The following is a 25,658-nucleotide window of genomic DNA, read 5'->3' as shown; positions in this document are numbered from 1 at the left end:
GCGTTAAACTTTAACGCGCTCGGATTTTGGGTCGTACATCGGCTTGAGCGAAGCCTCGGCTTTGACTTTGACGCCGCACACATCGATCTCGTAGGTCGAGGCCAAAACGTCAGCGGCCTTTTCGCCTTCGCAGGGCACATAACCCAGACCGATCGCACCGCCCAGCGTGTGGCCATAGTTGCCTGAGGACAGATAGCCCACATACTCGCCGTCCCGGATGATCGGTTCGTTATGGAACAACAGCGGTTCCGGATCGGTCAGCTTGAACTGAACCAGGCGGTTATGTGGTCCGCTTTCCTTGCGCGCGATCACCGCCTCACGCCCGATGAAATCGCTGCCCTTGTCGACCTTGACCGCAAAGCCAAGCCCGGCATCGACCACATGGTCCTCACAAGTGATGTCGTGGCCGAAGTGGCGGAAGCCTTTTTCGATTCGGGCGCTGTCCATCATGTGCATGCCGCACAGTTTCAGCCCCATATCCTGACCTGCTTCGTGCAAGGTTTCGAACACGTGACCTGCCATGTCAGACGAGACGTAAATTTCCCAACCAAGCTCCCCGACATAGGTCACGCGGTGGGCACGGGCCAGACCCATGCCAATCTCGATGTCCTGCGCGGTGCCGAACGGGTTAGTCGCATTGGTGAAATCGTTGGGCGAGACCTTCTCAAGCAGCGTACGCGCATTTGGACCCATGATCGCCAGAACACCCACACCCGCCGTGACATCGGTGATGACGACGTTAAAGTTGCCCGCATGGCGCTGCATCCAGGTCTGGTCAGCCAAACGGGTCGCTGCCGGAGTGACCACCAGATATGCGATCTCGGTCAGGCGAGTGACGGTCACGTCCGCCTCAATCCCGCCTGCGCGATTAAGGAACTGAGTATAGACGATCTTGCCATTCGGGACCGAGTAATCGCCGCCACCGATATAGTTCATGAACTTCTCTGCATCGGGACCATCGACGCGGATTTTTCCGAACGACGACATGTCATACATGCCGACATTCTCGCGCACGGCTTTATGCTCGGCAGCCGAGTTCTCGAACCAGTTCTGGCGTTTCCAGCTGTACTGGTATTCCCGCTCCTGCCCTTCATTTGCGAACCAGTTGGCACGTTCCCAGCCTGCCAGTTCGCCCATGACCGCGCCCTGTTCCAGCAGGTGGCGGTGGAACGGGGTCCGACGCACGCCGCGCGCGGTGTCCTTTTGGCGATAGGGATAATGGTCGGCATAAAGCAAACCCAGCGTCTCTTTCGAGCGTTCGAAAAGGTACTGCTTGTTGCCCTGAAACGGCTGCATCCGGCTGATGTCCACGTCGCCCAGATCGAACGGCTTTTCACCGCTGTCCATCCATTCGGCCAGCGCCATACCAGCGCCACCAGCGGACTGGATACCAATCGAGTTGAAACCCGCCGCGACCCAGACATTGTCCATCTCGGGTGCGAGGCCCAGATGATAGGCGTCATCGGGGGTAAACGACTCGGGTCCGTTGAAGAAGGTATGAATACCGGCCTCGGCCAGCATCGGCATACGTTCACACGCGGCTTCGAGGATTGGCTCGAAATGGTCGAAGTCCTCGGGCAGCTGGTCGAACTCAAACGTGTCGGGGATGCCGTTCATCGCCCACGGCTTGGCGTTCGGTTCAAATGCACCCAACAGAATCTTGCCAGCATCTTCTTTGTAATACGCGCATTCATCCGGAACTCGCAGAACCGGCAACTGAGTCAAGCCGTCGATGCCTTCTGTGACGATGTAGAAGTGTTCGCACGCGTGCAACGGCACGTTCACGCCAGCCATCTGGCCGACCTGATGCCCCCACATACCGGCGCAGTTCACCACCATGTCGCATTCGATATGACCTGAAGCGCTGCCGTCATCCGCGACCCAGTCTACTCCGGTCACCTTGCGGCCCTGCTTGACGATGTCGGTGACTTTCACACGTTCTTTGACGATACCGCCACGCTGACGGGCGCCCTTGGCCAATGCCAAGGCGATGTTGGCCGGGTCACCCTGACCGTCCAGCGGCAAGTAAACAGCACCCTTCACGCCTTCGAGGTTGATGTGGGGATACAACTCCTGAACACGTTCATTCTCGATTTCTTCGACCTCGACGCCGAAAGCGCGCGCCATGGCCGCCTGACGGTAGATCTCTTCTTTGCGCTCTTCGGTTAGCGCAACAGTGATTGATCCACAGCGTTTAAAGCCTGTGGCCACACCGGTTTCTTCTTCGAGCGAGCCATAGAGTTCCTGGCTGTACTTCGCCAGCTTTGTCATGTTCGCCGTTGCACGCAACTGGGCGATCAGACCCGCCGCATGCCAGGTCGTGCCGCTGGTCAGTTGCTTACGCTCCAGCAGGACAACGTCTTTCCAGCCTTTCTTGGTCAGATGATACGCCACCGAACATCCGATGACACCACCACCGATAATGACAACACGGGCCTTGTTTGGAAGATCAGCCATTCTCATGATTCCGCTTTATGAGTTTCCACCCAAAATGACACGGAAGAGCGACACAGAATGCACGAAAAACGTCAGCCCATTTGCAAAAATCAACGTTGTTTGACTTGCCGTTTTTCGCGTCTCAGCACAAAGGGGGTTACGCCGAAAAAGCTTTTGTAGACCGACGAGAAACCGTTGGGAAACCCGCAGGCAAGACCAATTTCGCGAACACTCATCGTTGTGTTCAGCAACAGGTTATTGGCCTTGGCCAGCCGCATTTCGCGGTAAAAGCCGTTTGGTGTGGTTCCGAAATAGTTCTTGAACTTCCGTTCCAGCGATCGGTTCGAAAGCTTTAGCGCTTCGACGATTTCGTTAATCGGCAGCGGGTCTTCGATATTGGCCTGCATCACCTTGATGCACTGGTCCAGCTTGGCGTCGCCGGTTGCCGTGGTTTTTGACCCGGAAAAGGGCTGAAGCGAGGAAAAGTCCCGGATGTTCTCGTGCAGCATAATATCGGCCACGGTCATTCTGGTTGGCCCAGATATGTGGCGCCCGATCACGGCCAGCGCGACATCGGTTGTCGCCTCCATCCCGGCGCAGGTCACCACGGCGCCCTGTTCCGTTGCAATCGACAGTTTGGCCTCGAACTGGGCGCGGCGCTCACGCAGGAAGGACGCGTTTTCCCAGTGGGTCGACATGTCCTCGGTCCCCTGCTCGTCGATATACCGGCTTGCAGCTTCGGACAGCAAAAAGACCTGTGCACCGCGGAAAGTATAATCCGACACAACACGCCCCAGAGACAGATCAGGATGATCGGGGTCGGAATTTCCGATGACGAACAAATAGTCTGCGTTGGGCTGCGACGGAATGCGGTCGGTCTGGATCGTCGCCTCGCTGCTGCTAGCGACCGGGCCACCCCTGAGAGAGCGATAGGCATAGGTGAATGGCGGGCTCGGGCATACGCGGTTGGCCAGCCGCAGCACCTCAACCAATGACGCCAGTTCCAGCAGCACATAGCCCGGCGCGACAACGATGTCGAAATGTCGCAGCGCGCTAGAAGCCGGGATGTTCGACGGCGATGGCATCACGTTCCTCTCAGACAATCCGGTGTCCAGCGGACCGCAATCGATCGGCAAGGACCTCTATGTGATCCGGCCCGACTTCGCAGCATCCGCCAACAATCGTTGCCCCCTGCGCTACCCATTCCATGGCATGATCGGCATAAGCCTCGGGTCCAAGATCGTGGCGCTGTGTCAACACGTCGACAGTCGGCGCGTCTTTCAGGAAATCCTGTGCAATCCCGGTGAACCCATTTGCATAGGCCCCAAATGGCCGCCCCATCGTGGCGATGACCTTCAACGCGGCGGGGACGGCCTCGGGGCGCGAACAGTTTATCAGAACAGCGTCAGGGTTAAACCGATCCACAAGAGGCGCGATACCGGCAAGCGGTTCACCGGATCGCAGCCGTGTTCCGTCATCATCCATCACAGAAAGCGCCAGCCAAACCGGTTTGCCTGCCTCAGCCGTACCACGCAGGGCCCCTTCGGCCTCTTGCACCGAGGAAACGGTTTCGATCAGGAAAAGGTCGACGTCATCGGACATGAGGTTAACCAACTCGGCAAACTTTTCGGCGGCGTCTTCCACATCAGGATTCAGATCGGGGCGATAAGACGCCAGCAAAGGACCCAGCGCCCCGGCGATGCGCCCGGAACTGTCCTTTCGCGCCTGATTCGCCTGAGTAACCGCAGCATGGATCAGCTCGGGCAGTTGGCCTTCCATACCCAGACGCTCCAACCGAGAACGATGGACCGCGTAGGTGTTGGTCGTTGCAACCGTCGCGCCACGGCGGAAATATTCGGCGTGGACCTCTTGCACCAATTCGGGATGGTCGATCATAACGCGCGTCGACCACAGCGGAGTGGGTTTGTCCCCACTGCGTTTGACCAGTTCTTGCCCAATCGAGCCATCCAGAAGCGTGATTTCTGCCATTTGCCAACCTTCCTAAGGAATCAGAACGAGTTTTCCCGGCAGCGCCTTGGACTGGAAGTCCTCTTGCGCCTTGGCGATGTCTCTTAGTGAATAGGTCTTGGAAACCAAAGGCTTGATGCGGCCCGCATTCATCATCTCGACAAGGCGGCCAAAGACTTCAAATGCCTGATGTGTGCAGCCGTGAATCGTGATGTCGCGCAGGTAGATCTCACGCAGGTCAGCCGAAACGATTGGTCCTGCGATTGCCCCGGAAACGGCATAATGACCGCCGGGTTTCAGGGCCAGGATCAGGCTGGGCCAAGCCGGGCCTCCGACAACGTCGATCACGACGTCGAACATGTCCTTGGGCAGCGGCGCGTTGCGGTCAAAGGTGTCCACGGCCCCCTGCGCTTTGACCACCTCAGCCTTGGCTGAACTCGTAACGCCCCAAACCGTCGCCCCGCGAAGCGCCGCCAGTTGCACGGCGGCAAGGCCCACGCCACCCGAGGCACCGGTAATCAGCACCTTATGCCCAGCGGTCACGCCAGCACGGGTTAACAGGTTCTCAGCCGTGCCAAATGCACAGGGGATGGCGGCGATTTCGACATCTGACAGGTGTGAGGCCGTCACGTCATACAGGTCGTCGGCCTGAACCAGACAGTATTGCGCAAACGCTCCGTCGATTTCAGAGCCTAATGCGACAAAGCCTGTCGGATTGCCGGGACGTGGGCGTGGCAAGTTGATCGGGCAGGTCACCCGTTGCCCGGCTTGAAACCCGGTCTCTTGCCCTGCCAATTCGACTATCCCACACAGATCGCCACCCTGAATGCGCGGAAACGCCAACGCACCTCCCCAGCCTCCGGCATCAACATCCTGATCAACGGCGTCCGTTGCCCCGGTCACGTCCGAGGAATACCAGCCGACCCGTGTATTTATGTCCGTGTTGTTTACCCCTGCGGCCGCGACCCGAACCAGAACCTGCCCCGGTCCGGGCGTTGGAACCGGAATATCCTCGCGCCATTCCAGCGCTTCGGGACCGCCATGGCGCGTCAGGTAAATGCCGGACATTTTCGTGGGCGTGGTCATCTTTAGACCCTATCTTCCGGATGGGTTGGAGCCGGCCCCATCGGCACAATGTCGTAACGCGCGTTCAGCTCGGCCATTTTCGCCTCATCTGCGAATTCTGCCTCGGTCATTGTCGCCAGTTCGGCCAGAAACCCGTCGAACCCCGAGGGCTGAAAGATCATCAGCATTCTGGCGGGCGCGCCATCGGCGACACGACACGAATGGGGTACTCCGGGCGGGACATGCATGGTTGTGCCCGGAGTACAGCGATGCCAGTCGCCATCAACGTAGAAATCCACGGCGCCTTCCAGAAAATAGAAGGTTTCGGCATGGTTGTCATGGCGATGAAGGCCAAGCGCGAAGCTGGCCTTCAGATTATCTTCCATAAGCGTGTATGCGCCATCGGTGTCCTGACCAGATACTTTCACAAAGGTGTGGTCATTTTCCCAGTCATAGTTGGGACCCTCACCGGGTCCCAGTTTGGCGTATCGTTTGCTCATGGTGGTCTCCGTGAGAGTTTAAGCGCGCAACCGCTCGTTCTCGGGATCCCAGAGCGGCTGATCCTGCTCTACCACAGCGCGGCACTTTTGGCCGTAGATTTCGACTTCAAGCTCGGTGCCGGGGTTGGCAAGCTCGGCCTTGACCATGCCCAGCGCGATGGACTTGCCGACGCGGTAACCCCAAGCGCCCGAAGTGGTCTCGCCCACGATCTCGCCGTTCTGCCAGATGCAGGACATGTAGGGCGCGTCGCAGTCTCCTGCATCCACTGTAATGGTGACAAAGGCTTTTTTTACGCCCTGCTGCTTTTCGTTCAGGATCGCGGCCTTGCCGGGGAAGTCCTGCGGCTTGTCAAGTTTGACGAACCGCTCCAGCCCGCCTTCCAGCAGAGAGTAGTCGGTCGACAGGTCACCCTTCCATGCCCGATAGCCTTTTTCGATACGCAGTGAGTTCAGGGCATACATCCCGAACGGCTTGGCACCGGCGTCGACAATTGCGTCATAGATCGCAGGGATATGCTCGTTCAGGGCGTGCACTTCCCATCCCAGTTCACCGGCAAAGGAGACGCGGATCAGGTAGGCGGGCTGGCCAGCAACGGTGGCGGACTGGTGGGTCAGCCAACCAGTGGTCAGATCGGCATCTGTCAGGTTCGACAGGATCTCGCGCGATTTCGGGCCCGTGACGATCAGAGTGTCGCGTGTTGTGGTCACGTCCTCGATCGACACACTGGCAGGCATTGCGTTCATCAGGATGTCACGGTCATGCCACTGTGCAGTTGCGGCGGTGATCATGATGAACTCATCCTCACCCAGACGGATACATGACATCTCGGTCAGAATGCGACCACGGTCATCGGAGACGTAGATGAGGTTCATCCGGCCGACCTTTGGCAGCCCTCCGGTTGCGAGACCGCGCAACGCCTCAGCGGCGCCCTCTCCCTTGACCATGAAGCGCGAGAAGCCTGGCAGATCCAGCACTCCACAATCATCTCGCACGGCCTCGCATTCTTCTTGGATCCGCTGCTCCCACGGGCCGGAACGGCCCCAGGTATGGGTGGCATCGAGCGATGTGTCGTCGCCTGGCTTTGCGAACCAGTTGGCCCGCTCCCATCCATTATAGGCACCCATCACGCCGCCCAACGCTTTGACCTTGTCATGCACCGGCGACAGTTTCTTGTCGCGTGCGGCAGGCCATTCGTGATGAGGGAAGTGCATGGCGTATTCGTTGCCATAAACTTCCAGACCTTTCTGGTTGCAGTAGTCCTGATCTGTGTAGTCGGTGTAGCGGCGCGGATCGACGGCCCACATGTCCCATTCGGTCGCGCCGTCGACGATCCATTCGGCCAGCACTTTGCCCGCGCCACCGCCCTGCGCGATGCCGAAAGTAAAGGTGTGCGCTTCGAACGCGTTTCTAACTCCCGGCATCGGGCCGATCAGCGGCAGCCCATCCGGCGCATAGGGGATCGGGCCGTTGATCACACGTCCAACGCCGGAGGTCGCCATAAGCGGAACCCGCTCCATCGCATCGGTAACAATGTCTTCGATGCGGTCGAGATCGTCATTCCACAGCTGGAACGAGAAATCCTCGGGCATAGCGTCGTCTTCGGTCATCCAGTGGCCCTTGCAGTTGGGCTCATACGGACCAAGGTTGAAGCCATTCTTTTCCTGCCGCAGGTAGTACGAGATATCCACGTCGCGCAGCAGTGGCAGTTTCTTACCACCGTTCGCTTTGGACCATTCTTCAATTTCTGGAACTTCGTCGGTCAGCAAATACTGGTGGCTCATCACCATCGCGGGAACTGTGCGGCCGCCGAAAGGTTTGAACCACTCTCCCACGCGCTGCGCGTAATACCCAGCCGCGTTCACAACATAGTCGCAGGCGATATCGCCCTTGTCTGTATGGACGGTCCATGTGCCATCGTCGTGCTGAGTTACGCCAGTTGCCGGGCAAAAGCGGATGATCTTCTGGCCCATGTCACGGGCACCCTTGGCCAGTGCCTGCGTCAACTGTGCCGGGTCAATGTCCCCGTCCGTCGGGTCGTACAGCACGCCCTCAAGATTGTGCGTTTCTAGGAATGGATAGCGCTCTTTCGCTTCTTCAGGCGTCCACATCTCCATCGGGATGCCTTGATAGCGTCCCATCGCCATGGCGTGTTCGAACTCTTGCATCCGCTCCTTGCTGTGCGCAAGACGGATCGAGCCTGAAACGTGGTAGTTCATCGGATAGTCGACCTCTTCGCCCAGACGCGAATACAGCTCGGTCGAGTACCGCTGCATGTTCATGATCGCCCATGAATTCGAGAACGTAGGAACGTTGCCCGCCGCGTGCCAGGTCGAGCCTGCGGTCAATTCGTTCTTTTCCAGCAGGACACAGTCGGTCCAGCCCTTCTTGGCCAGATGATACAGCGAGGAGGCCCCCACCACACCGCCACCGATAACAACCACGCGGGCTTTTGTCGGAAAATCGCTCATTGGTCTTGATCCTTGTTACTGTGCCCGTTGAGGCAGATCGTCTGTGATGTCGTAATAATCGCCCTTGTCGGCCACAAAGATGTGCCGGGCGAGCTGTAATCCGGTGGGCGTATCGAAAGCCCCCATGGAAATCGAAATCGTGTCTTCGTCATTGTGCTGCCAGAAGAGGAATGAACCGCATGAACGGCAGAAACCGCGACGGGCGGTGTCCGATGCGCGGAACCAAGTAAGCGTATCGCTGGCGGTGAAGCTCAAGCTATCCTTATGCGTCCAGGTCGAAGACCAAACATGGCCGGACTGCTTGCGGCATTGACCGCAATGGCAGGCCGAAGGCGGTGAAAGCTCTCCGTCAATTGTGAATGCGACAGCGCCGCAGAGGCAAGAACCGGTTTGCATGTGACTACCCCTTTGCTGTGGGCGTGGAGCTGGCCCCCAGCAACACGCCATAGATGATGAAACAGGCGGCCATGACACGGCGCACCCATGTGTTGAACACAGCGCCCAGCGCCGCTTTACCCATCAGAGCGCCCATCAGGGTGAACCCGGTATAGCTGAGCGTGGTGATGATCAGCGCCGTGGGCATGATGACGACCATCTGCTGCCAGATCGGCACATCCGGTTGCACAAACTGCGAAAAGGCGGCGAGATACCCTGCCACGCTTTTAGGATTGATCGTCGCGACCGCCAGTGCGTGTAGATACACGTGACGCGCGGGGCGTTCGGTAACTGGCGTCGGACGCGATGCATTCATCCATCCGCGAACCCCAACCCAGATCAGGAACGCTGCCCCCACCACTTTGGCGATGAAAAACCCAGTTGGGGAGGCTGCGATCAACGCGGTCACACCTAGTGCTGACAGAATCAGAAACGCGCTGGCCTGCGTCAGAATCGCCAAGACACCCAGCATCGCCTTGGGAAACGGCAGGCCCATTCCGTTCGAGATGCAGTTTACCGCATTCGGACCCGGAGTGGTGACGAACACCACCCAGAACAATGCGAATATGGTCCAGGCCTCGAAACTCATCAGTACACCGGCGGGGCGATCACCCAGATGGCCACCGCGGGCTCATCATACGGGTTCGACCATTGATAGGGTTGGTGTTTGATGCGGAAGCTGTCACCGGGTCCCACGAGGAATCGGCGATCTCCGATCGTCAAATCCAACCGACCGGACACCATGTACCCAACCTCCTGCGTGGGTCGGTTGGCCGGGGTTTGCATTTTTGAGCGTGGTTTGAACGTCGAGTGTACCATCTCGAAATCATCGGTCAGGTCGGGCGAAAGCAGCTCTTCGATCAACCCTTCCTCGCCCGAGCCCATCGGGCGGCGCGATCCGGCACGCACGACGTAACCCTGTTCGTCCGCAGGTGCCGAAGAGTGCGCGAACAGCATAGACATTGGAACGCCCAGACATTCGGCGATCTCGCGAAGGTCCGAAATTGATGGATCCGACATGTCACGCTCGACCTGACTCAACCAACCGACCGAGCGTCCAAGGCGCGCTGCAATCTCGCTCAGCGTCAGCCCGCGCGCTTTGCGCAATGCGCGAAGGTCGGCTCCGAGTGTGGCGCTGTGCGGGGCTTGGCTGTTCACTGATCGCTCCGAAGTTTGGTGAAATTTTCTCCTCGTTTTTCACGATGCAATGATTCCGTGAAAAAACCAAGAATTTTTTCACTTGGGTCCACGACATTGTTTGGATATCCGTCAACCATGTGGATTGCGGTGATTTATCTGTGGGTCGTCAACACCCTGACTTTGCTTGCCTTTGGTTGGGATAAGCTGCGGGCAAGACAGCGGAAAAGGCGTATCCCAGAACGAAAACTATTGTGGTTGGCGGCGTTGGGCGGCAGTCCAGGCGCATTGCTGGGGCGGTGGATTTTCAGACACAAAACCCGCAAGCGGCTGTTTTCATACTACATCTTTGGGATTTTCGGCGCTCAGGCTGTGCTGGCCTATCTTCTGGCGGCCTTGGAATTGCCCAGCCTGGTCTAGCGCGAAAATTTCATCAGGGATTAGGTGCTAACCATTTGGGAAACTGTCTGCTACACTCCCATTCTATCTGAATATGATTATTCTTACGCATTCGCAAAGGGTTGGATGACAAATGGACAACGGCATCGGTTTCTTCGACATAGTCTGGTCAATCTTCTGGCTGTTCCTGATGGTGGCCTGGTTCTGGGTGATGATTTCGGTTGTGGCCGATGTCTTCCGCTCTAAGGACCTCAGCGGCGGTGGAAAGGCAGTCTGGATCGCCTTTGTCATCCTGATTCCATGGATGGGCGTTCTGGCTTACCTGATCGTCCGCGGCGACAAGATGCACCAGCACAATGCCGAGGCTATGAGCCAGATCGAACAGGCGCAAAAGGACTATATCCGCTCAGTCGCGACCGTATCCGCCGCGGATGAGCTGGAACGGCTTGCAGCGCTCAAGGAAAAAGGCGTTCTGACGGATGAGGAATTTGCGGCGCAGAAAGCCAAGCTTCTGAGCACCTGATAGGAAGCACACACTAATCAAAATGGCCGGGGGTACGCCCCCGGCCGTTTTTACTTGGCGAATACGCTGGACAGAATTCCGCTCAGTTGCCTTGCGTCTTGTTCATTAAACGCGTTGGGTTGATCACTGTCGATATCGAACACCGCAATGACGTCACCGGCGGCGTTGTGCACAGGCAGCACCACCTCGGATCTGGTCGAAGATGCGCAGGCGATATGGCCCGGAAACGCATCCACATCCGGCACCAACTGTACCTCGCCCGTACGGGCGGCAGCGCCACAGACACCGCGGTCGAACGGGATGACCAGACAGCCGTGCCCACCTTGATAAGGTCCAATCTTCAAAAGCCCCGGCTCGGTGACCCGGTAGAAGCCTGTCCAGTCAAATCGATCATCGGAATGATGCACCTCGCACGCGACTGTAGCCATCAGGGCCACGTCATCGGTTTCCCCCTCGGTCAGGGCTGCGATGGTTTTGGCAAGTGTATTATAATCAGCTGTCATGTCAGAACTCGTGGCACGTTTGCACCGGAGTATTTGGAAAAAGGTGAAGCGTCAAACGCGTTCGATGGCGATCGCCGTTCCTTCGCCGCCGCCGATGCAGATCGCCGCCACCCCGCGTTTCAGGTTTCGCTTTTCCAACGCGTTCAGCAGCGTGACTATAATCCGCGCACCCGACGCACCGATCGGATGTCCAAGTGCGCAAGCCCCGCCGTTCACGTTGACGATATCGCGGGGCAGACCCATTTCGTGCATGAACGCCATCGGCACGACCGCAAAGGCTTCGTTGACCTCCCACAGATCGACATCTTCTTTCGACCAGCCGATGTTGGTCAGCAGTTTCTGCGCGGCCGGAACAGGTGCCGTCGTAAACAGCCCCGGTGCCTGCGCATGGCTAGCGTGGCCGACAATACGGGCACGAACAGTCAGACCCTGCGCATGGGCTGCGTTCTCGGATGCCAGCACCAATGCAGCGGCACCGTCCGATATCGAAGAAGAGTTTGCCGCCGTGACAGTGCCATCCTTCCGAAACGCCGGCTTGAGCGTCGGGATCTTCTCGGGCCGCGCCGAAAGCGGCTGTTCATCCGTGGCCTGCGTGACCTCACTCTTTCGGGTGCGGACCGTAACCGGCGTGATTTCATCCGCGAATGCGCCGTTTTCCTGTGCGGCCAGCGCATTTGACAATGAACGCAGCGCATATTCGTCCTGCGCTTCGCGCGTGAACTGATAGGCCTCGGCGCAGTCTTCGGCAAATGTGCCCATCAGGCGACCTTTGTCGTAAGCGTCCTCGAGCCCGTCCAAGAACATATGATCCATTGCCTGCGTATGACCCAATCGCGCGCCTTCGCGCATTTTGGGTAAAAGGTATGGCGCGTTCGTCATGCTCTCCATCCCACCTGCGATCATTGTATCGGCATGCCCTAAAGCGATCTGGTCATAGGCCATCATGGCCGCTTTCATGCCCGATCCGCACATTTTGTTCAGCGTTGTGGCGGGAACGTCTTCGCCCAACCCTGCCGCAAAACCGGCCTGGCGCGCGGGCGCCTGCCCCTGCCCGGCCGGCAAAACACATCCCATAAGGACTTCGTCAACGGTTTCAGTACCGGCCCCTTGCAACGCTGCCCTGATGGCGTCGCCGCCCAGATCGGCCGCTGTCACGGTATCGAACATCCCCTGAAACCCACCCATCGGGGTCCGCGCCGCGCCGGCGATAACGACTTGCTTCATCTGGATGCTCCTTCGCTTTTCTACTGGAATGGATACAGAATGGTAAGAATTGTCGTCTAGCGTATTTCTACGAGTGATTTTCAGTTTAGAGAGCCCGTGCGCATGGCCCTGACCAGTAAGATAACAGACACGACGCAGATCATTACCGTGCATTCGGACCGGATTGATGCCGCAATGGCCATTCAGTTCAAGGAAGACATGCGCAATGAGGCCGACGGTGGCGCGTCGCGCGTTGTTCTGGACCTGACGGGGGTCGAATTTATCGATTCAAGCGGCCTTGGGGCCATCGTCGCGTCGATGAAACAACTGGGCAGTGACCGCAGGTTGGATTTGGCCGGGTTGCACCCGTTTGTCGAAAAGGTGTTTCGGCTGACCCGCATGGATACGGTTTTCAACCTCTATCCTACCCTGGACGACGCTCTGGCACCGCCGGCGGAATGACTTCACGGATTGAATAGGCGCGATGTCGATGGGGAACGGGAACTGCTTGGATCTGAGCTTTACTGCAACCGAAACCGAAGCCAGTGTTGGTATCGCCCAGCTAAGCAAAGGGCTGGAGGCGCAGGGTCTACCGCCACACAAGGCGAGCGACGTGAAAATCGCTCTGGCCGAGGCGATCAACAATGTGGTGGAGCATGCTTATTCGGACGTCACCCCGGCCAAGGTCCGGGTGCATTGTCGGCTGCACCAAAATTGGCTGGATATTTTGATCTCTGACACCGGGACTCCTTTGCCGGGATTTCGAGTGCCCGATGGTGTGCCCGCGCCTTTGGGATCGACACTCGACGAGTTGCCCGAAGGCGGGTTTGGCTGGTTCCTGATCCACGAACTGACCAGCGACATTCGCTATGAACATCGCAATGGCTGCAACCGGTTGTCCCTGCGGTTTGACTTTCCAAACCCGACCACCTGACCCAAAATAGTCACATAATGGCCCAGATCGCACCATTGCCGCGCCGCAATCAAAGGGCAAAAAGGTATCCGTAGCTCAGATAGCTTCCCTCGGCGCCTCGTGTCACAGCCCCCACCCAGTGAACGGCGCCGAGGATCTTCTCCTTGATGTGACTAGACAATCTCTGACCACGCTTTACCTTCGGCGCGTTCAAAGGGAGAAGGCAAAGCTATGCGGGATTTTCACACTCCGGGTCGGTCCGAAGTTTTGGCAACCGAAGGAATGTGCGCCACATCACATCCTCTGGCCGCGCAGGCTGCGGTGAGTATTCTCCAACAAGGCGGCAATGCCATGGACGCCGCCATCTCAGGTGCCGTGCTGCTGGGCATTTGTGAACCGCAGATGACTGGAATCGGCGGTGATTGCTTTGTTCTGTTCAATCGCGCGGGCGAAGATCAAATTCGGGCTCTGAACGGGTCTGGCCGTGCGCCAGCAGCTGCGGATGCCGATCGGTTGCGGGCCGAAGGGCTGGATTCAGTGCCATTGAACACGCCCGATGCTGTGACTATTCCCGGTGCAATTGATGCGTTATGCCATTTGGCAGAATCCGAAGGAAAGCTTGGGCTGGACGCAATTCTACAGCCAGCCATACACTATGCCGAGGTGGGTGTCCCGGTTGCACCCCGCGTCGCCTATGATTGGAAAACGGGGGCCGCCACGTTACAGGGCGCCGCGCGCAGGCACTACCTGACTGACGGCGAAGCGCCAAAAACAGGTCAGGTCTTTCGCGCGCCAGGGCAAGCCGAGGTTCTGCGCCAGATTGCACGCAATGGTCGTGACGCCTTTTATGCCGGTGAAATTGCACAGGATATGATTGACGCCCTAACAGCATTGGGTGGTGTTCACACGGCCGAGGATTTTCTAGCCACGCAATGCACAAAATCCCAGCCTGTCAGCGGAAACTACAACGGCATCGATCTTGTCGAACACCCGCCAAACGGCCAAGGTGCGACTGCAATCCTGCTTTTGAACATCCTAAAGAACTTCGATCTGACCGGTCTTGACCCATTTGGCCCAGAACTCATCCATCTTGAGGCCGAGGCCTCGAAACTCGCTTATGACGCGCGCAATCGGTTCATTGCGGACCCCGATCACACAACCCACGCTGAACGATTCCTCGACCAGAGCGTGGCGAATAAGCTGGCCGCGTTGATTGACCCCAAGCGCGCCATGCCAGCGGCAGCCCCACTAACCGAGTCCATTCACAAGGACACAGTCTATATTACGGTTGTTGACCGGGATCGGATGGCCGTTTCGCTGATCTATTCCATATTTCACAGCTTTGGGTCTGGCATCGCATCGGAAAAATACGGGATTTTGCTGCAAAACCGCGGCTCAGGCTTCAACCTGAGCGCCGGTCACCCAAACGAGCTTGGCCCGGGCAAACGCCCGATGCACACGATAATTCCCGGTATGCTTAAACAGGATGGCCGTGTGTTCATGCCATTTGGCGTGATGGGCGGAGCTTTTCAGCCAACAGGCCACGCACGCCTATTGTCCAACCTCACGGATCATGGGTTGGGTTTGCAGGCCTCTGTGGATGCCCCGCGCGCCTTTGCAGACGGCGGCGTTCTGAAACTTGAACGCGGAATTCCGCCCAGCACATCTCAACAATTGAGCGATTTTGGGCACAACGTTCAGGTTCCAGAAACGCCACTTGGCGGGGCGCAAGCAATCCGAATCCGCACAGATGGTGTTCTGGAAGGCGCAAGCGACCCCAGAAAAGACGGTTGTGCGTTAGGTTATTGACCGCCAGGGCGCGCAATCTGGCGCACCAAATTACTTAGTTCAAATTAAAGTGCAGCGGGTACGCGCCATTCTCGAAAGGACCGAACATGTCAGGAATATCAGGATGCTCAACCGGTTCCCCCGATTGGTCCGCAACCAGATTTTGTTCTGAAACATAAGCCACATAGAAGGATTGGTCGTTTTCTGCGAGCAGATGGTAAAACGGCTGATCCTTGATGGGGCGGCTGTCCTCGGGAATGGCCTGATACCACTCTTCTGTGTTGGAAAATTCCGGGTCCACGTCAAAAATCACCCCTCGGAAGGGATGCTTTTTATGGCGGACCACCTGTCCCAGGCGGTACTTGGCATTTGTCTTCAGCATTATCTCAGCCCCCAGAGATCTTACTACCTCTTTCCGGGCCGGAATGCCAATCATTGATCGGAAATTAAAGGAAACAGTCTGTGAACATCTTACTGGCAGTGTTCGAAATTGTGGCGCCGGTTTTCCTGCTGGCGGGCATTGGATTCACCTGGGTCAAACTTGGTTTTGAGTACCGTTTGGAGTTTGTGACGCGCCTTGCCGTGACGCTTGCCGTGCCCAGCCTGATCTTTGTGGCGCTGATGCAAACCGAGATCCCGGCAGGAGAGTTGACCCGCTTCACACTGGCCGCAATTGCGGGTCATGTTGGCCTTGCCGTGGCCTTTGGCGTTTTCGTTCGACTTTCAAACCTGGACCGTCGCACTTACCTGTCGCCGTTGATTTTCGGGAACACGGGCAATCTGGGCCTGCCGCTTTGTATTTTTGCGTTTGGACAGGCCGGTCTGGGTTTTGCAGTCATTTTCCTGGCCATTACCGCCCTGTTTTCCTTCACCTATGGAATTTACCTCGTCGCTGGAAAAGGTGCATTCGGCAAAGTTGCGCGCGAACCGATGGTTTGGGCAACCCTGCTTGGGGCCTTATTCCTATGGCAAGACTGGGAAACGCCACTGTTCCTGACCAATACGCTAGAGCTGCTAGGCCAAATGGCTATCCCCATGATGTTAATTACAGTCGGCGTGGCAATTGCAAGGCTGACGACGCGCAAATTGGGTCAGGCGATCTGGCTGTCCGTCCTGAAGCTGCTGGTCTGCTTTGCGCTCGGCTGGGCAATCGCCCGCTTCTTTGATCTGGATTCAACCGCCTTCGGCGTACTGGTCCTGCAGATGTGCACCCCGGTCGCGGTTACATCGTACCTACTGGCCGAGCGGTTTGACGCGGATTCGGACGCGGTTGCTGGGATGGTCATGGTTTCAACTGTGCTGTCCGTGGGCGCATTGCCTATAATACTAGCCATTGTTCTATAACGATTGTGATTTCCTAAACGCTCAATTTGCGCTAGAATAAAGAAAAAAGGCACGAGGCACATGAGCAGAATTCTTTTCGTACTCTTCGGGGTGCTGCTTTTGGCATCCTGCGGTGGCGGGTCCAAACAGCCACCGAGCAGATTGAATGACGCGTGCAGCATTGCGCGCGAACGGCCTGATTTTATCAAGGCGTTCAAAAGCACCGAACGGAAATGGGGCGTCCCAATTCACGTTCAGATGGCGACGATCTATCAGGAAAGCCGCTATAAGCACGACGCACGTACGCCGCACCAATACGTTCTGGGTGTGATCCCGATGGGCCGTCAAAGCAGCGCCTACGGTTTCAGTCAGGCGCTGGACGGCACCTGGGACGAATACCGCAAAGAGACCGGCAAGCGCCGCGCCAAGCGGGACCGCATCCGCGATGCGTCAGATTTCATCGGCTGGTACATGAATAAAAGCCAACAGCGGAACGGTATTCACCCCACAGATACGCGCAACCAGTATCTGGCGTATCACGAGGGGCACACCGGCTTTGCCCGTGGCAGCCATAACAGCAAATCCTGGCTGTTGAACGTCGCCAATGACGTGGATGCACGCGCCAAGCTCTATCAGGCGCAGCTGGCCAATTGCCGCTACTGACAGGAGTGCGGGTCAGCGATTGCCTGACCCGCTTCTTTTTGATCTGGAAAACAGATCGTTGCTGAGATTTCCGCCGGTACTCAACTGCCCCAGCAGAACGGTCGTCTGACTGCCGGCATTGTCGTGAATGACCCATTTTCGCAGCTCGATCGGGTCCCCCGTAAACATCAGTTCAATTCGGCCGGATTCGGGGTTCTTTGGGTCCCGAGCGGTAACAACCGTGGCCGTCCCGTCAAAATCATGGGCAACCACCATATTCGCCTGCCCCAGATTGACGTTGCGCGCCAGCACCAGCGACAACGGCGTACGTTTTAGCGGGTACTGCTCCGGCGGTTGGTTCGATTTCGGATCAAAGATCTGCACCGTACCTGCGCGCGCCAGAACCACAGCGCTGTTGGGCGGGTCATATTCGAACCGCATCTTACCGGGGCGTTCCATCCACAGCTTTCCGGTGCTCAGCGAGCCGTCATCGTTAACTTGTGTAAACGTGGTCTCAACGGTTTTGAGGCCATTGAGGTAGTTTGAGATTTGGGACAACGGCAGCTTTTCAGCCGCCCAGGCCGCAGGCGCGGCGAGTGTCAAAGCAAGGGCAAAGGCAATCTGTTTCATAAGTCCCCAGATAAGCGCTCTGCCCTTGTTATTAAATATCCTATTGCTCAGGGACGAGGATTTCGCGTTTCCCGACGTGATTTGCCGACGAAACAATGCTTTCATCCTCCATTTGCTCAACAAGTCGCGCAGCTTTGTTGTAGCCAATGGCAAGTTTCCGCTGAATGTATGAGGTCGAGCATTTGCGATCCTTTATCACAATCGCCACCGCCTGATCGTACAGCGCGTCTTCGCCGTTGGTGTTGCCGCCCGTGTTCAGGCCCAGAACCGCATCGATGTTGTCGGCTTTATCCTCAGATGGGCCGTCCAGCACGGTGTTCACATAGTCTGGTGGGCCGAACTGTTTTAGGTGGTTGACGATTTCCTCGACTTCCTCGTCCGAAACAAACGGGCCGTGGCAACGGGTGATCTTGGCGCCACCTGCCATATACAGCATGTCGCCCTGCCCCAGCAGTTGCTCGGCCCCCATTTCGCCCAGAATAGTCCGGCTGTCGACTTTCGAGGTCACCTGGAACGAAATTCGGGTTGGGAAGTTCGCCTTGATCGTACCGGTAATCACATCGACCGAGGGGCGCTGCGTGGCCATGATCAGGTGAATACCCGAGGCCCTTGCCATCTGCGCCAGTCGCTGGATACAGGCCTCGATCTCTTTGCCCGCGACCATCATCAGGTCGGCCATCTCATCAACAATCACGACGATGTAGGGCATCGATTCGGGCGCGAACTCTTCTGTCTCGAACGTTGGCTCGCCGGTTTCATCGTCGAACCCGGTCTGCACGGTGCGGCTGAACATCTCGCCCTTGGCCAACGCGTCCTTCACGCGGCCATTGTAGCCCGCGATGTTGCGTACGCCCATCTTGGACATCTTGCGATAGCGGTCTTCCATCTCGCCCACGACCCATTTCAGCGCGACAACCGCCTTTTTCGGGTCGGTCACAACGGGCGACAGCAGATGCGGAATGCCATCATAGACGGACAGTTCCAGCATCTTGGGGTCGATCATGATCAGGCGACATTCGTCCGGTGTCAGCTTATATAGCAGCGATAGGATCATGGTGTTGATCGCGACCGACTTACCGGAACCGGTTGTCCCCGCAATCAACAAGTGGGGCATCTTGGCCAGGTTTGCGACCATGGATTCGCCGCCGATATCCTTGCCCAGCGCCAGTGGCAGCGCGTGGTTACCATCACCAAAATCACGGCTGGCAAGGATTTCGCGCAACACCACCATCTCGCGGTTTTCATTGGGCAATTCGATCCCGATCACCGAGCGACCCGGCAGGGTCGAAACACGTGCCGACAGTGCCGACATTGAGCGCGCGATATCGTCGGCCAGACCGATAACCCGGCTCGCTTTCAGGCCCGGAGCAGGCTCCAGTTCGTACATGGTAACAACCGGGCCGGGGCGGACACTGGTGATCTCACCCTTGACGCCATAGTCGTCCAGCACGTTTTCCAACATGCGCGCGTTTTCTTCCAATGCCTCGTCGCTGAGGTGATGGCGCTGAATGCTGGAAGGGTTGGACAGCAAGCTCAAAGGCGGCAGCTCAAAGTCCGAATGCCGGTCTTCAAAGGACAGCCCAGGCTGTGCTTCGGCCTGTGCACGACGCGACGGCGCAGGGGTGCGGCGAACGGGCTGTGCCACTACGGGTTTGCGCGGTTCGGCCACTGGAATTTTCATCGCAGGAAGCGGGGCGGGTTCGGGTTCGGGTGCGTCTTCAAATACGGCCTCATCCTCATAGACGGGCTCGGGCGCAAAATCATGATGCAGGGCTTCCTGCTGCCACCCGGGTTCTGGCTCTGCTGTCAGCATCGGCTCAGGCGGCAGACCGTCCAATGTCATCGGCGGCTCGGGCGGAAGCTCCTCTCCGCCTCTGGCGTTCAGGATCAACGGATCCGGCCCCCGGCCACGCCCTTTGGTCAAAGGCAGGGTTGGATCGACCTCTGGCGCCACTTCACCCGCGGCCACTTTGCGATTGCGTACGGCTGCGGAAATCTTGGACTTGATACGATCTTCACCCGGCATTTCATCGAATCCTGCGACCGGTTCGCGGGCGACCAGTTCAGGTTCCGGCATGGGATCGGCGCGGCGGATCAGGCTTGGCATCCGCGCCAGCAGACCGGGCTTTGCGGGTTCGGGCTCTTCGAAATCCGGCTCTTCGAACATCGGATCGGCATACGCCATATCATCGTCAAACACCGCATCGGTGGCCTCTGCGCGGATGGCCTTACGCTCTTCCCACTGTGCCCGGCGATCTCGTGCCGCCTGTGCGGTAACCGACGCACTGCGACCCAAGAGGTTCATCAACATGTCATAGGACATCACAAGGCCCAACAAGAAGGCACGCGTGCCTTTGCGCACGTCGGCTTTTGTGAATCCAAGGACAAATGTACCCAGCACCAGCATGCCAGCTGCCATCGCCAGCGACATCAGTTTGACCATGAAATGTGACGATATAGGCAGCAGTGTCAGCAACGCACCCATGACGGTATCACCGAACAAGCCCCCCAGACCAAAGCTGTGGGTCGTGCGCCATGCCTCACCCGGCACCAAAGTCGCGGCATAAACGGAAACGATGGCAATCCAGATCGGAGCAAAGATAAGGCGGGCCACTGCGCGTTCCTCGCCGAAGTGCCCGGCAAAGCGTATGCCCCAGCCAATCAGCACCAGCGCGATGCTCCAACTGCCCCATCCGACGATCATGAACAGCGGCGCGGCGATCGACGCCCCAATCCGCCCCATCCAGTTCTGCACTGGCGCGTCTGTCGACACCATCCAGTTCGGATCATCCGGCGTGTAGGACCAGATCATCGCGGCTGAAGCCAGCCCCAGCAGGATCAGGGCGATCCCGATCAGTTCCTTGCTACGCCTTTCGATGGCGGCCTGGGTCGTACTGTCCAGCAATGGATCGCGGTTGCGCGCGTTATATGATGCCATTTTGCCCTCGTACCTCACGAATAGATGCAGTCACGGAGCGTAATCAGCCCCTGCCGCAACTCTGTTTTTGGGGCCACCATTGCGACCCGGATAAATTGTTCGCCCGGGTTTTGCCCCGGATCACCTTGAGAAAGATATGCACCAGGCAGCACCCGAACACCGGTTTCCTGCCACAGCCTTAATGTGGTTTCCTCGCCATTTTCGACTGGCAGCCATAGGAAAAACCCGGCTTCAGGCGCCATATAACCCTGCACGCCCGCGAAAACCTCATCCGCGATCGTGTATTTTTCCTGATACAGCGCGCGGTTCTCTACAACATGCACCTCATCTGCCCAAACTTTTGCGGCGGCAGCCTGCAAAGGTAGCGGTAAAGGCGCACCTGCGTAGTTGCGTAACTGCTTGACCCTCTTGATGGTCTCGGGACCACCGGCGATCAGGCCCGAGCGCAGACCAGCCAGATTGGACCGCTTCGACAGTGAATTGAACAAGGTGATCCGCTCCGGATCGGCCCCAAGTTCCTGCGCGACGGTCAGCACACCGGTTGGTGCCGTGTCGCGGTAAATTTCGGAATAACATTCATCCGCGAAGATGCGGAAATCATAGGTTTCGGCCAGTTGGATCAGTTCGACCCAATAGTCGCGCGAGGCGACTGCGCCCTGCGGATTGGCGGGAGAACAGATATAGGCCGCTACGGTGCGGTTCAGAACGTCCTTTGGTAGCCCCGAATAGTTCGGCAAGTGACCTGTGGCGGCAGTTGCGGATACGAATACAGGCTCGGCACGAACCGACAGCGAGGCCACCATATAGACTTGGTAGAATGGATTCGGGCACAGTATGACGGGCTTTTCACCGTTTTTCTGCTCGGGGCACAGCGCCATCGCGGCGTTGTACAATCCTTCGCGCGTGCCATTCAACGCCATCACGTTGGTGTCAGGGTCCATCGAAACGCCATAGCGGCGATCAATCCAGTCAGTAATCGCCGACCGCAACTCGGGCGACCCTTCGTTTGGAGGGTATCCTTTAAACCCGGCCGCGTTTTCTGTGATCACATCGGTGACCCACGCCGGAAAATCATGCATAGGCGCGCCAATGGTCATGTGAATCACTTCGCCACCCGGCTGGTGATGATCCAACAGGGTGCGCAGACGCGGGAATGCATATTCCGGTAGGTCCGAAAACCGTTCGGGGAAATTCATAACTACTGCCTCAATACCGGGATCATTTCGCCCCGTTTTACAGGCAGACTACAGATCGCACCCGGTTTCGTCCAGACAAAGAGGTGGCGAATCAGGGGATTGTGGCATTCAGGCCAACGCCGTCTCGGCCGCTGATCCCAGCCTTAGCAGGGCCTCTTCCGAGCCCGGATATCCCATCATCATCACGCCACAGCCGGGTATTCCGGTCGGCAGTGTCAGTGCAGCAATTCCCATCAGATTGCCAATACGGGTGTTGCGCAGCGCCAACAGATTTTCCGTGACATAGTAGTCATGGTCATTCATCAACCGATCCAGATTCGGCGGCAAAATGGGCGCTGTCGGCGCAAGCACTGCATCAAACCCGGATGTGGCGGCATCCCATGCCGCCCGACAGGCTTTCAGCCTGGACCAGGCCGCGATGTAATCGGCTCCGGTCGCGTTTTGACCCGACCGAAACCGTTCCAGTATCTCGGGATACATGGCGTCAGGGTTGGCCTCGATCACATCGCGCCACAACCCATAAGCTTCGGTCGTGTACAGAATGCCGGACAGCGCCATGGCGTCGTGCAGCTCGGGGACGTCCAGCGGAACGATCTCGGCGCCTGCCTCGGTGAGTCTTTGCAACCCATCCTCAAAGGCCTTACGCGGTTCATCCCTCAGGTCGTCCTGCGCCACAGTCTGAAGATTGGCAAAGCGGCGGCCTTTCAGACTGGCACCGCGAAGATCAGGCGGAGAGCGCCCCTCGAGCAAGGCCAGCATCTGAGCCGCGTCCTCGACTGAGCGGGTCAGTGGACCAACAGTGTCGAACCGCAGACACAAGGGCACTGTACCCTCAAGGCTGACGCGCCCGGCGGTGGTTTTCAGCCCGACCAGATTGTTCCAGGCCGCTGGAATGCGTACTGACCCGCCCGTATCCGAACCGATCCCACAGGCGGCAAGCCCCCAGGCCACCGATGCCGCCGCGCCGGAAGAAGAGCCTCCGGATACGGCGTCTTCATCGTCAATGCATGGGGGCGTGCCAGTGATCGGGTTCAGGCCAAGGCCTGAGAAGGCCAGCTCGCTCATATGCGTCTTACCCAGACAGACCGTGCCCATGGCAGTGGCGTTACGCACAACGACCGCGTCCATTTCGGGCACCCGGCCTTTCAGCAACGCCGAGCCTGCCTCAGTCGCGGTGCCGGCGGTGTCGAACAGATCTTTCCAGCTGATCGGCACACCATCCAACAGGGACCGCCGCAGGCCCAGATTGGCGCGCTCCTGCGCAGCCTGTGCCTCGGCTCGTGCACGATCATGCGTAACGCGGGCATAGATCCTGTCACGGTGCGGATGCGCGTCGATGGCGGCCAGATAGGTCTCGGTCAGTTCAACCGGATCGATCTGTCCCATGCCGATACCCCGACCCAGATCACACGCCGTCATGGTCAGCCAGTCCTGCATCCCTGCCCCCTTGCGAAAAAAGCACTTTGAGGGACGGTAGCGACAGGACCGCACATGGACAATCCCGAAAGGGCGCGCATATTGCAGGCCATGGAACACAACTCGGATATCCTGATCGTAGGCGGCGGCCTGAACGGCCCGGCCCTGGCACTGGCACTGGCCCAGACAGGGCATTCTGTCACCGTCATCGACGCATTGGCCGAAAAAGCCCGAAAAAACGCGGCTTTTGACGGGCGCGCCTATGCGCTGGCGCTGGCCTCGCAGCGGCTGCTGGATGCAGTTGGCGTCTGGGACAAAGTGGCAGACCATACCCAGCCCATGCTTGAGATCAAGGTCACTGATGGCCATTCCGGCGCTGGTCCATCCCCGTTTTTCCTGCATTTTGACCATGCCGAGATTGAAGAAGGCCCGATGGGTTACATGGTCGAAGACCGCCACCTGCGCCGCGCGTTTCTGGATGCCATGGCCGAACAGGACAGCATCACGCAGATCAGCGGCAAAACCGTTGTCGCGCAGGCCTCTGATGATACCGGCGTAACGCTGACGTTGGATGATGGCACGACCATGACTGGCGGATTGTTGGTTGGCTGTGACGGGCGCCGCAGTGGCACCGCCGCGCGTGCTGGGATCAAGCGCACCGGTTGGGACTACGGCCAGACCGCGCTGGTCTGTGCCATTGAGCATGAGCTGCCCCATAACGGCGTGGCGCATCAGTTCTTCATGCCCCCCGGCCCCTTGGCGATTCTGCCGCTGACCAGCAATCGCAGCTCGATCGTCTGGAGCGAACGCTCTGAAATGGCCAAACGCATCAACGCCATGCCCGAGGCGGATTATCTGCAGGTATTGCGCCCGCGCTTTGGTGATTTTCTGGGAGACATCCGCCTTCAGGGTGACCGGTTCACCTATCCGTTGAACCTGACCATCGCCAATTCCTTTATTGGTGACCGCATGGCACTGGTAGGCGACGCGGCCCACGGCATGCACCCAATCGCAGGTCAGGGTTTGAATGCAGGTCTTCGCGACGTAGGCGCTTTGGCGGAAGTTCTGACACTGGCTGGACGGCGCGGCGAGGATATCGCATCAGTTCTGGTACTGGAGCGCTATCAGGAATGGAGACGGTTCGACACGGCGGCGCTGGCCATGGCGACCGATGCGTTCAACAAGCTGTTTTCGAACGACAACCCGATTCTGCGCTTAGGGCGCGACATCGGGATGGAGATCGTTGGTTCAATGCCAAGCCTGCGCCGCGGCTTTGTACGCGAGGCCGCCGGGCTAACCGGAGACCTGCCGAAACTGCTGCAAGGGCGCGCGATTTAGTCTAGCTGCCGGGCTTCGTCCACCAACATCACCGGGATACCGTTGCGGATCGGAAAGGCTAGATTGGCAGCTTTGGACACCAGTTCCTGCTTTTCGGCGTCGTAGTGCAAAGTAGTGTGCGTCTGCGGACAGATCAGCGCCTCAAGCATATGGCGGTCAAAAGGGTGTTCGGCTTCGGTCATTGCAGTTTTTCCTCGCTCGATCCGCCGCGCATGGCGAACTCAATCAATGTCACCAATGTCTCGCGGCGCGTGCGAAGGCAAGGCGCTTCAAGCAACGCCTGTTTCTCTTCGGGATCAAAATCCAGCAGCATCGACAGGGAATTCACCAGTAGCTCGTCATCGGCGTCCTTCAACGTGTCCCAGTCGGTCGAAAGCTGGCGCGAGGAAAAAAACCGTTCAAGCAGATCCAAAAATCGCAACCGATCGAACGCATTGTCCGCCTCGGCCTTGCCAAGATCGCGGTCAAACCCGTCCCATGAAACAGCACAACGGCGATAAGGCGTAAACGCATCCAACTCGGACTTGATACGAAAACGCGAGACGCCGGACAGTGTGATCAGGTACCGACCGTCTTCGGTTTCAGAGAACTGCGTCACACGCCCGGCACAGCCGATTTGATGCAGTTTGCTTTCGTTGGACTGACATGGGTTCGGCTGGATCATGCCGATCAGCCGTTCAGGTGTTTTCAACGCGTCGTCCAGCATTTGCAGGTAGCGCGGCTCAAAAATATGTAGCGGCAAGCGAGACCGGGGCAGCAAAAGCGCCCCGGGCAATGGGAAAACGGATACCGTCTCCGGCAGGTCAGCGGGATGCATCATGTACCCGAGTGTAGCC

General features: G+C 58.0%; 26 protein-coding genes. 8 read left to right on the top strand and 18 right to left on the bottom strand.

What is annotated here, in order from left to right:
* Positions 1-3: 3 nt before the first annotated feature.
* The 9 genes from DHN12_RS16165 to DHN12_RS16125 form a co-directional block, all read right to left on the bottom strand.
* Entirely contained in the window at positions 4-2,457 is a 2,454-nt protein-coding gene (locus DHN12_RS16165) for an FAD-dependent oxidoreductase (protein ID WP_108861141.1), read from the bottom strand.
* Positions 2,458-2,546: 89 nt separating this feature from the next.
* Positions 2,547-3,521: a GlxA family transcriptional regulator gene (locus tag DHN12_RS16160; protein WP_108861140.1), complete on the bottom strand. Its 975-nt coding sequence runs from the start codon at positions 3,519-3,521 to the stop codon at positions 2,547-2,549.
* Positions 3,522-3,531: 10 nt separating this feature from the next.
* On the bottom strand, positions 3,532-4,425 hold the full coding sequence (locus DHN12_RS16155; RefSeq protein ID WP_108861139.1) for a homocysteine S-methyltransferase family protein: 894 nt from the start codon (positions 4,423-4,425) through the stop codon (positions 3,532-3,534).
* A gap of 12 nt (positions 4,426-4,437) precedes the next feature.
* Positions 4,438-5,490, bottom strand: coding sequence for a zinc-binding dehydrogenase (locus DHN12_RS16150; protein WP_108861138.1), 1,053 nt, complete (start codon positions 5,488-5,490; stop codon positions 4,438-4,440).
* 2 nt (positions 5,491-5,492) lie between these two features.
* Entirely contained in the window at positions 5,493-5,969 is a 477-nt protein-coding gene (locus DHN12_RS16145; RefSeq protein WP_108861137.1) for a cupin domain-containing protein, read from the bottom strand.
* Between the two features lie 18 nt (positions 5,970-5,987).
* Positions 5,988-8,438, bottom strand: a complete 2,451-nt coding sequence (locus DHN12_RS16140) for an FAD-dependent oxidoreductase (RefSeq protein ID WP_108861136.1) — start codon at positions 8,436-8,438, stop codon at positions 5,988-5,990.
* Positions 8,439-8,453: 15 nt separating this feature from the next.
* Positions 8,454-8,834: a GFA family protein gene (locus DHN12_RS16135; protein WP_108861135.1), complete on the bottom strand. Its 381-nt coding sequence runs from the start codon at positions 8,832-8,834 to the stop codon at positions 8,454-8,456.
* Positions 8,835-8,838: 4 nt separating this feature from the next.
* Positions 8,839-9,462 carry a LysE family translocator gene (locus tag DHN12_RS16130; protein ID WP_108861134.1) on the bottom strand — a complete coding sequence of 208 codons (624 nt, stop codon included), beginning with the start codon at positions 9,460-9,462 and terminating at the stop codon, positions 8,839-8,841.
* Positions 9,462-10,031: a helix-turn-helix domain-containing protein gene (locus DHN12_RS16125; RefSeq protein ID WP_108861133.1), complete on the bottom strand. Its 570-nt coding sequence runs from the start codon at positions 10,029-10,031 to the stop codon at positions 9,462-9,464. Before DHN12_RS16125 ends, DHN12_RS16130 begins: the two co-directional genes overlap by 1 nt.
* A gap of 117 nt (positions 10,032-10,148) precedes the next feature.
* On the opposite strand from DHN12_RS16125, the gene DHN12_RS16120 reads away from it, so the two are divergent.
* Both DHN12_RS16120 and DHN12_RS16115 read left to right on the top strand, forming a co-directional pair.
* The gene (locus DHN12_RS16120; RefSeq protein ID WP_108861132.1) at positions 10,149-10,430 is read left to right on the top strand and encodes a DUF1294 domain-containing protein; all 282 of its coding nucleotides are present in this window, start codon (positions 10,149-10,151) and stop codon (positions 10,428-10,430) included.
* A 112-nt stretch (positions 10,431-10,542) separates the two neighbouring features.
* Positions 10,543-10,932, top strand: coding sequence for an SHOCT domain-containing protein (locus DHN12_RS16115; protein ID WP_058279764.1), 390 nt, complete (start codon positions 10,543-10,545; stop codon positions 10,930-10,932).
* A gap of 50 nt (positions 10,933-10,982) precedes the next feature.
* On the opposite strand, the gene DHN12_RS16110 is transcribed toward DHN12_RS16115, so the two are convergent.
* Positions 10,983-11,435 (bottom strand): GAF domain-containing protein, encoded by a 453-nt coding sequence (locus tag DHN12_RS16110; RefSeq protein ID WP_058279763.1) that lies wholly within the window; start codon positions 11,433-11,435, stop codon positions 10,983-10,985.
* Positions 11,436-11,486: 51 nt separating this feature from the next.
* A complete protein-coding gene (locus tag DHN12_RS16105) occupies positions 11,487-12,659 on the bottom strand; it encodes an acetyl-CoA C-acyltransferase (protein WP_108861131.1) in 1,173 nt (390 codons plus the stop codon).
* A 102-nt stretch (positions 12,660-12,761) separates the two neighbouring features.
* On the opposite strand from DHN12_RS16105, the gene DHN12_RS16100 reads away from it, so the two are divergent.
* The 3 genes from DHN12_RS16100 (at position 12,762) to DHN12_RS16090 (ending at position 15,360) form a co-directional block, all read left to right on the top strand.
* A complete protein-coding gene (locus DHN12_RS16100) occupies positions 12,762-13,100 on the top strand; it encodes an STAS domain-containing protein (protein WP_108861130.1) in 339 nt (112 codons plus the stop codon).
* 28 nt (positions 13,101-13,128) lie between these two features.
* Entirely contained in the window at positions 13,129-13,572 is a 444-nt protein-coding gene (locus tag DHN12_RS16095) for an ATP-binding protein (RefSeq protein WP_234416667.1), read from the top strand.
* Positions 13,573-13,782: 210 nt separating this feature from the next.
* On the top strand, positions 13,783-15,360 hold the full coding sequence (locus DHN12_RS16090) for a gamma-glutamyltransferase family protein (RefSeq protein ID WP_108861128.1): 1,578 nt from the start codon (positions 13,783-13,785) through the stop codon (positions 15,358-15,360).
* Between the two features lie 34 nt (positions 15,361-15,394).
* Here DHN12_RS16090 and hspQ read toward each other — a convergent pair whose 3' ends face one another.
* Entirely contained in the window at positions 15,395-15,721 is a 327-nt protein-coding gene (gene hspQ, locus DHN12_RS16085; protein ID WP_108861127.1) for a heat shock protein HspQ, read from the bottom strand.
* Positions 15,722-15,801: 80 nt separating this feature from the next.
* On the opposite strand from hspQ, the gene DHN12_RS16080 reads away from it, so the two are divergent.
* Complete coding sequence (locus tag DHN12_RS16080; RefSeq protein ID WP_108861126.1) at positions 15,802-16,683, top strand: AEC family transporter; 882 nt, start codon at positions 15,802-15,804, stop codon at positions 16,681-16,683.
* A gap of 60 nt (positions 16,684-16,743) precedes the next feature.
* Entirely contained in the window at positions 16,744-17,325 is a 582-nt protein-coding gene (locus DHN12_RS16075) for a hypothetical protein (protein ID WP_058279757.1), read from the top strand.
* A gap of 12 nt (positions 17,326-17,337) precedes the next feature.
* Here DHN12_RS16075 and DHN12_RS16070 read toward each other — a convergent pair whose 3' ends face one another.
* From DHN12_RS16070 to DHN12_RS16055, 4 genes are all read right to left on the bottom strand, one after another.
* Complete coding sequence (locus DHN12_RS16070) at positions 17,338-17,934, bottom strand: outer membrane lipoprotein carrier protein LolA (protein WP_108861125.1); 597 nt, start codon at positions 17,932-17,934, stop codon at positions 17,338-17,340.
* Between the two features lie 40 nt (positions 17,935-17,974).
* Positions 17,975-20,872, bottom strand: a complete 2,898-nt coding sequence (locus DHN12_RS16065) for a DNA translocase FtsK (RefSeq protein WP_108861124.1) — start codon at positions 20,870-20,872, stop codon at positions 17,975-17,977.
* 14 nt (positions 20,873-20,886) lie between these two features.
* Positions 20,887-22,068, bottom strand: a complete 1,182-nt coding sequence (locus DHN12_RS16060; RefSeq protein WP_108861123.1) for an aminotransferase class I/II-fold pyridoxal phosphate-dependent enzyme — start codon at positions 22,066-22,068, stop codon at positions 20,887-20,889.
* Between the two features lie 108 nt (positions 22,069-22,176).
* The gene (locus DHN12_RS16055; RefSeq protein WP_108861122.1) at positions 22,177-23,505 is read right to left on the bottom strand and encodes an amidase; all 1,329 of its coding nucleotides are present in this window, start codon (positions 23,503-23,505) and stop codon (positions 22,177-22,179) included.
* Between the two features lie 54 nt (positions 23,506-23,559).
* Here DHN12_RS16055 and DHN12_RS16050 point away from each other — a divergent pair, with 54 nt between their 5' ends.
* A complete protein-coding gene (locus DHN12_RS16050; protein WP_234416666.1) occupies positions 23,560-24,822 on the top strand; it encodes an FAD-dependent monooxygenase in 1,263 nt (420 codons plus the stop codon).
* On the opposite strand, the gene DHN12_RS16045 is transcribed toward DHN12_RS16050, so the two are convergent.
* Entirely contained in the window at positions 24,819-25,004 is a 186-nt protein-coding gene (locus DHN12_RS16045) for a Trm112 family protein (RefSeq protein ID WP_058272562.1), read from the bottom strand. The two genes, DHN12_RS16050 and DHN12_RS16045, sit on opposite strands and share 4 nt — an antisense overlap.
* Entirely contained in the window at positions 25,001-25,642 is a 642-nt protein-coding gene (locus tag DHN12_RS16040) for an LON peptidase substrate-binding domain-containing protein (protein WP_108861121.1), read from the bottom strand. The genes DHN12_RS16045 and DHN12_RS16040 overlap by 4 nt, the downstream gene beginning before the upstream one ends.
* Positions 25,643-25,658 lie beyond the last annotated feature (16 nt).

The organism is Ruegeria sp. Alg231-54 (assembly GCF_900143525.1).
GTDB lineage: Bacteria > Pseudomonadota > Alphaproteobacteria > Rhodobacterales > Rhodobacteraceae > Ruegeria.
Note: the sequence above shows the minus strand (reverse complement) of the source record. Positions and strands in the feature narration are given on the sequence as shown.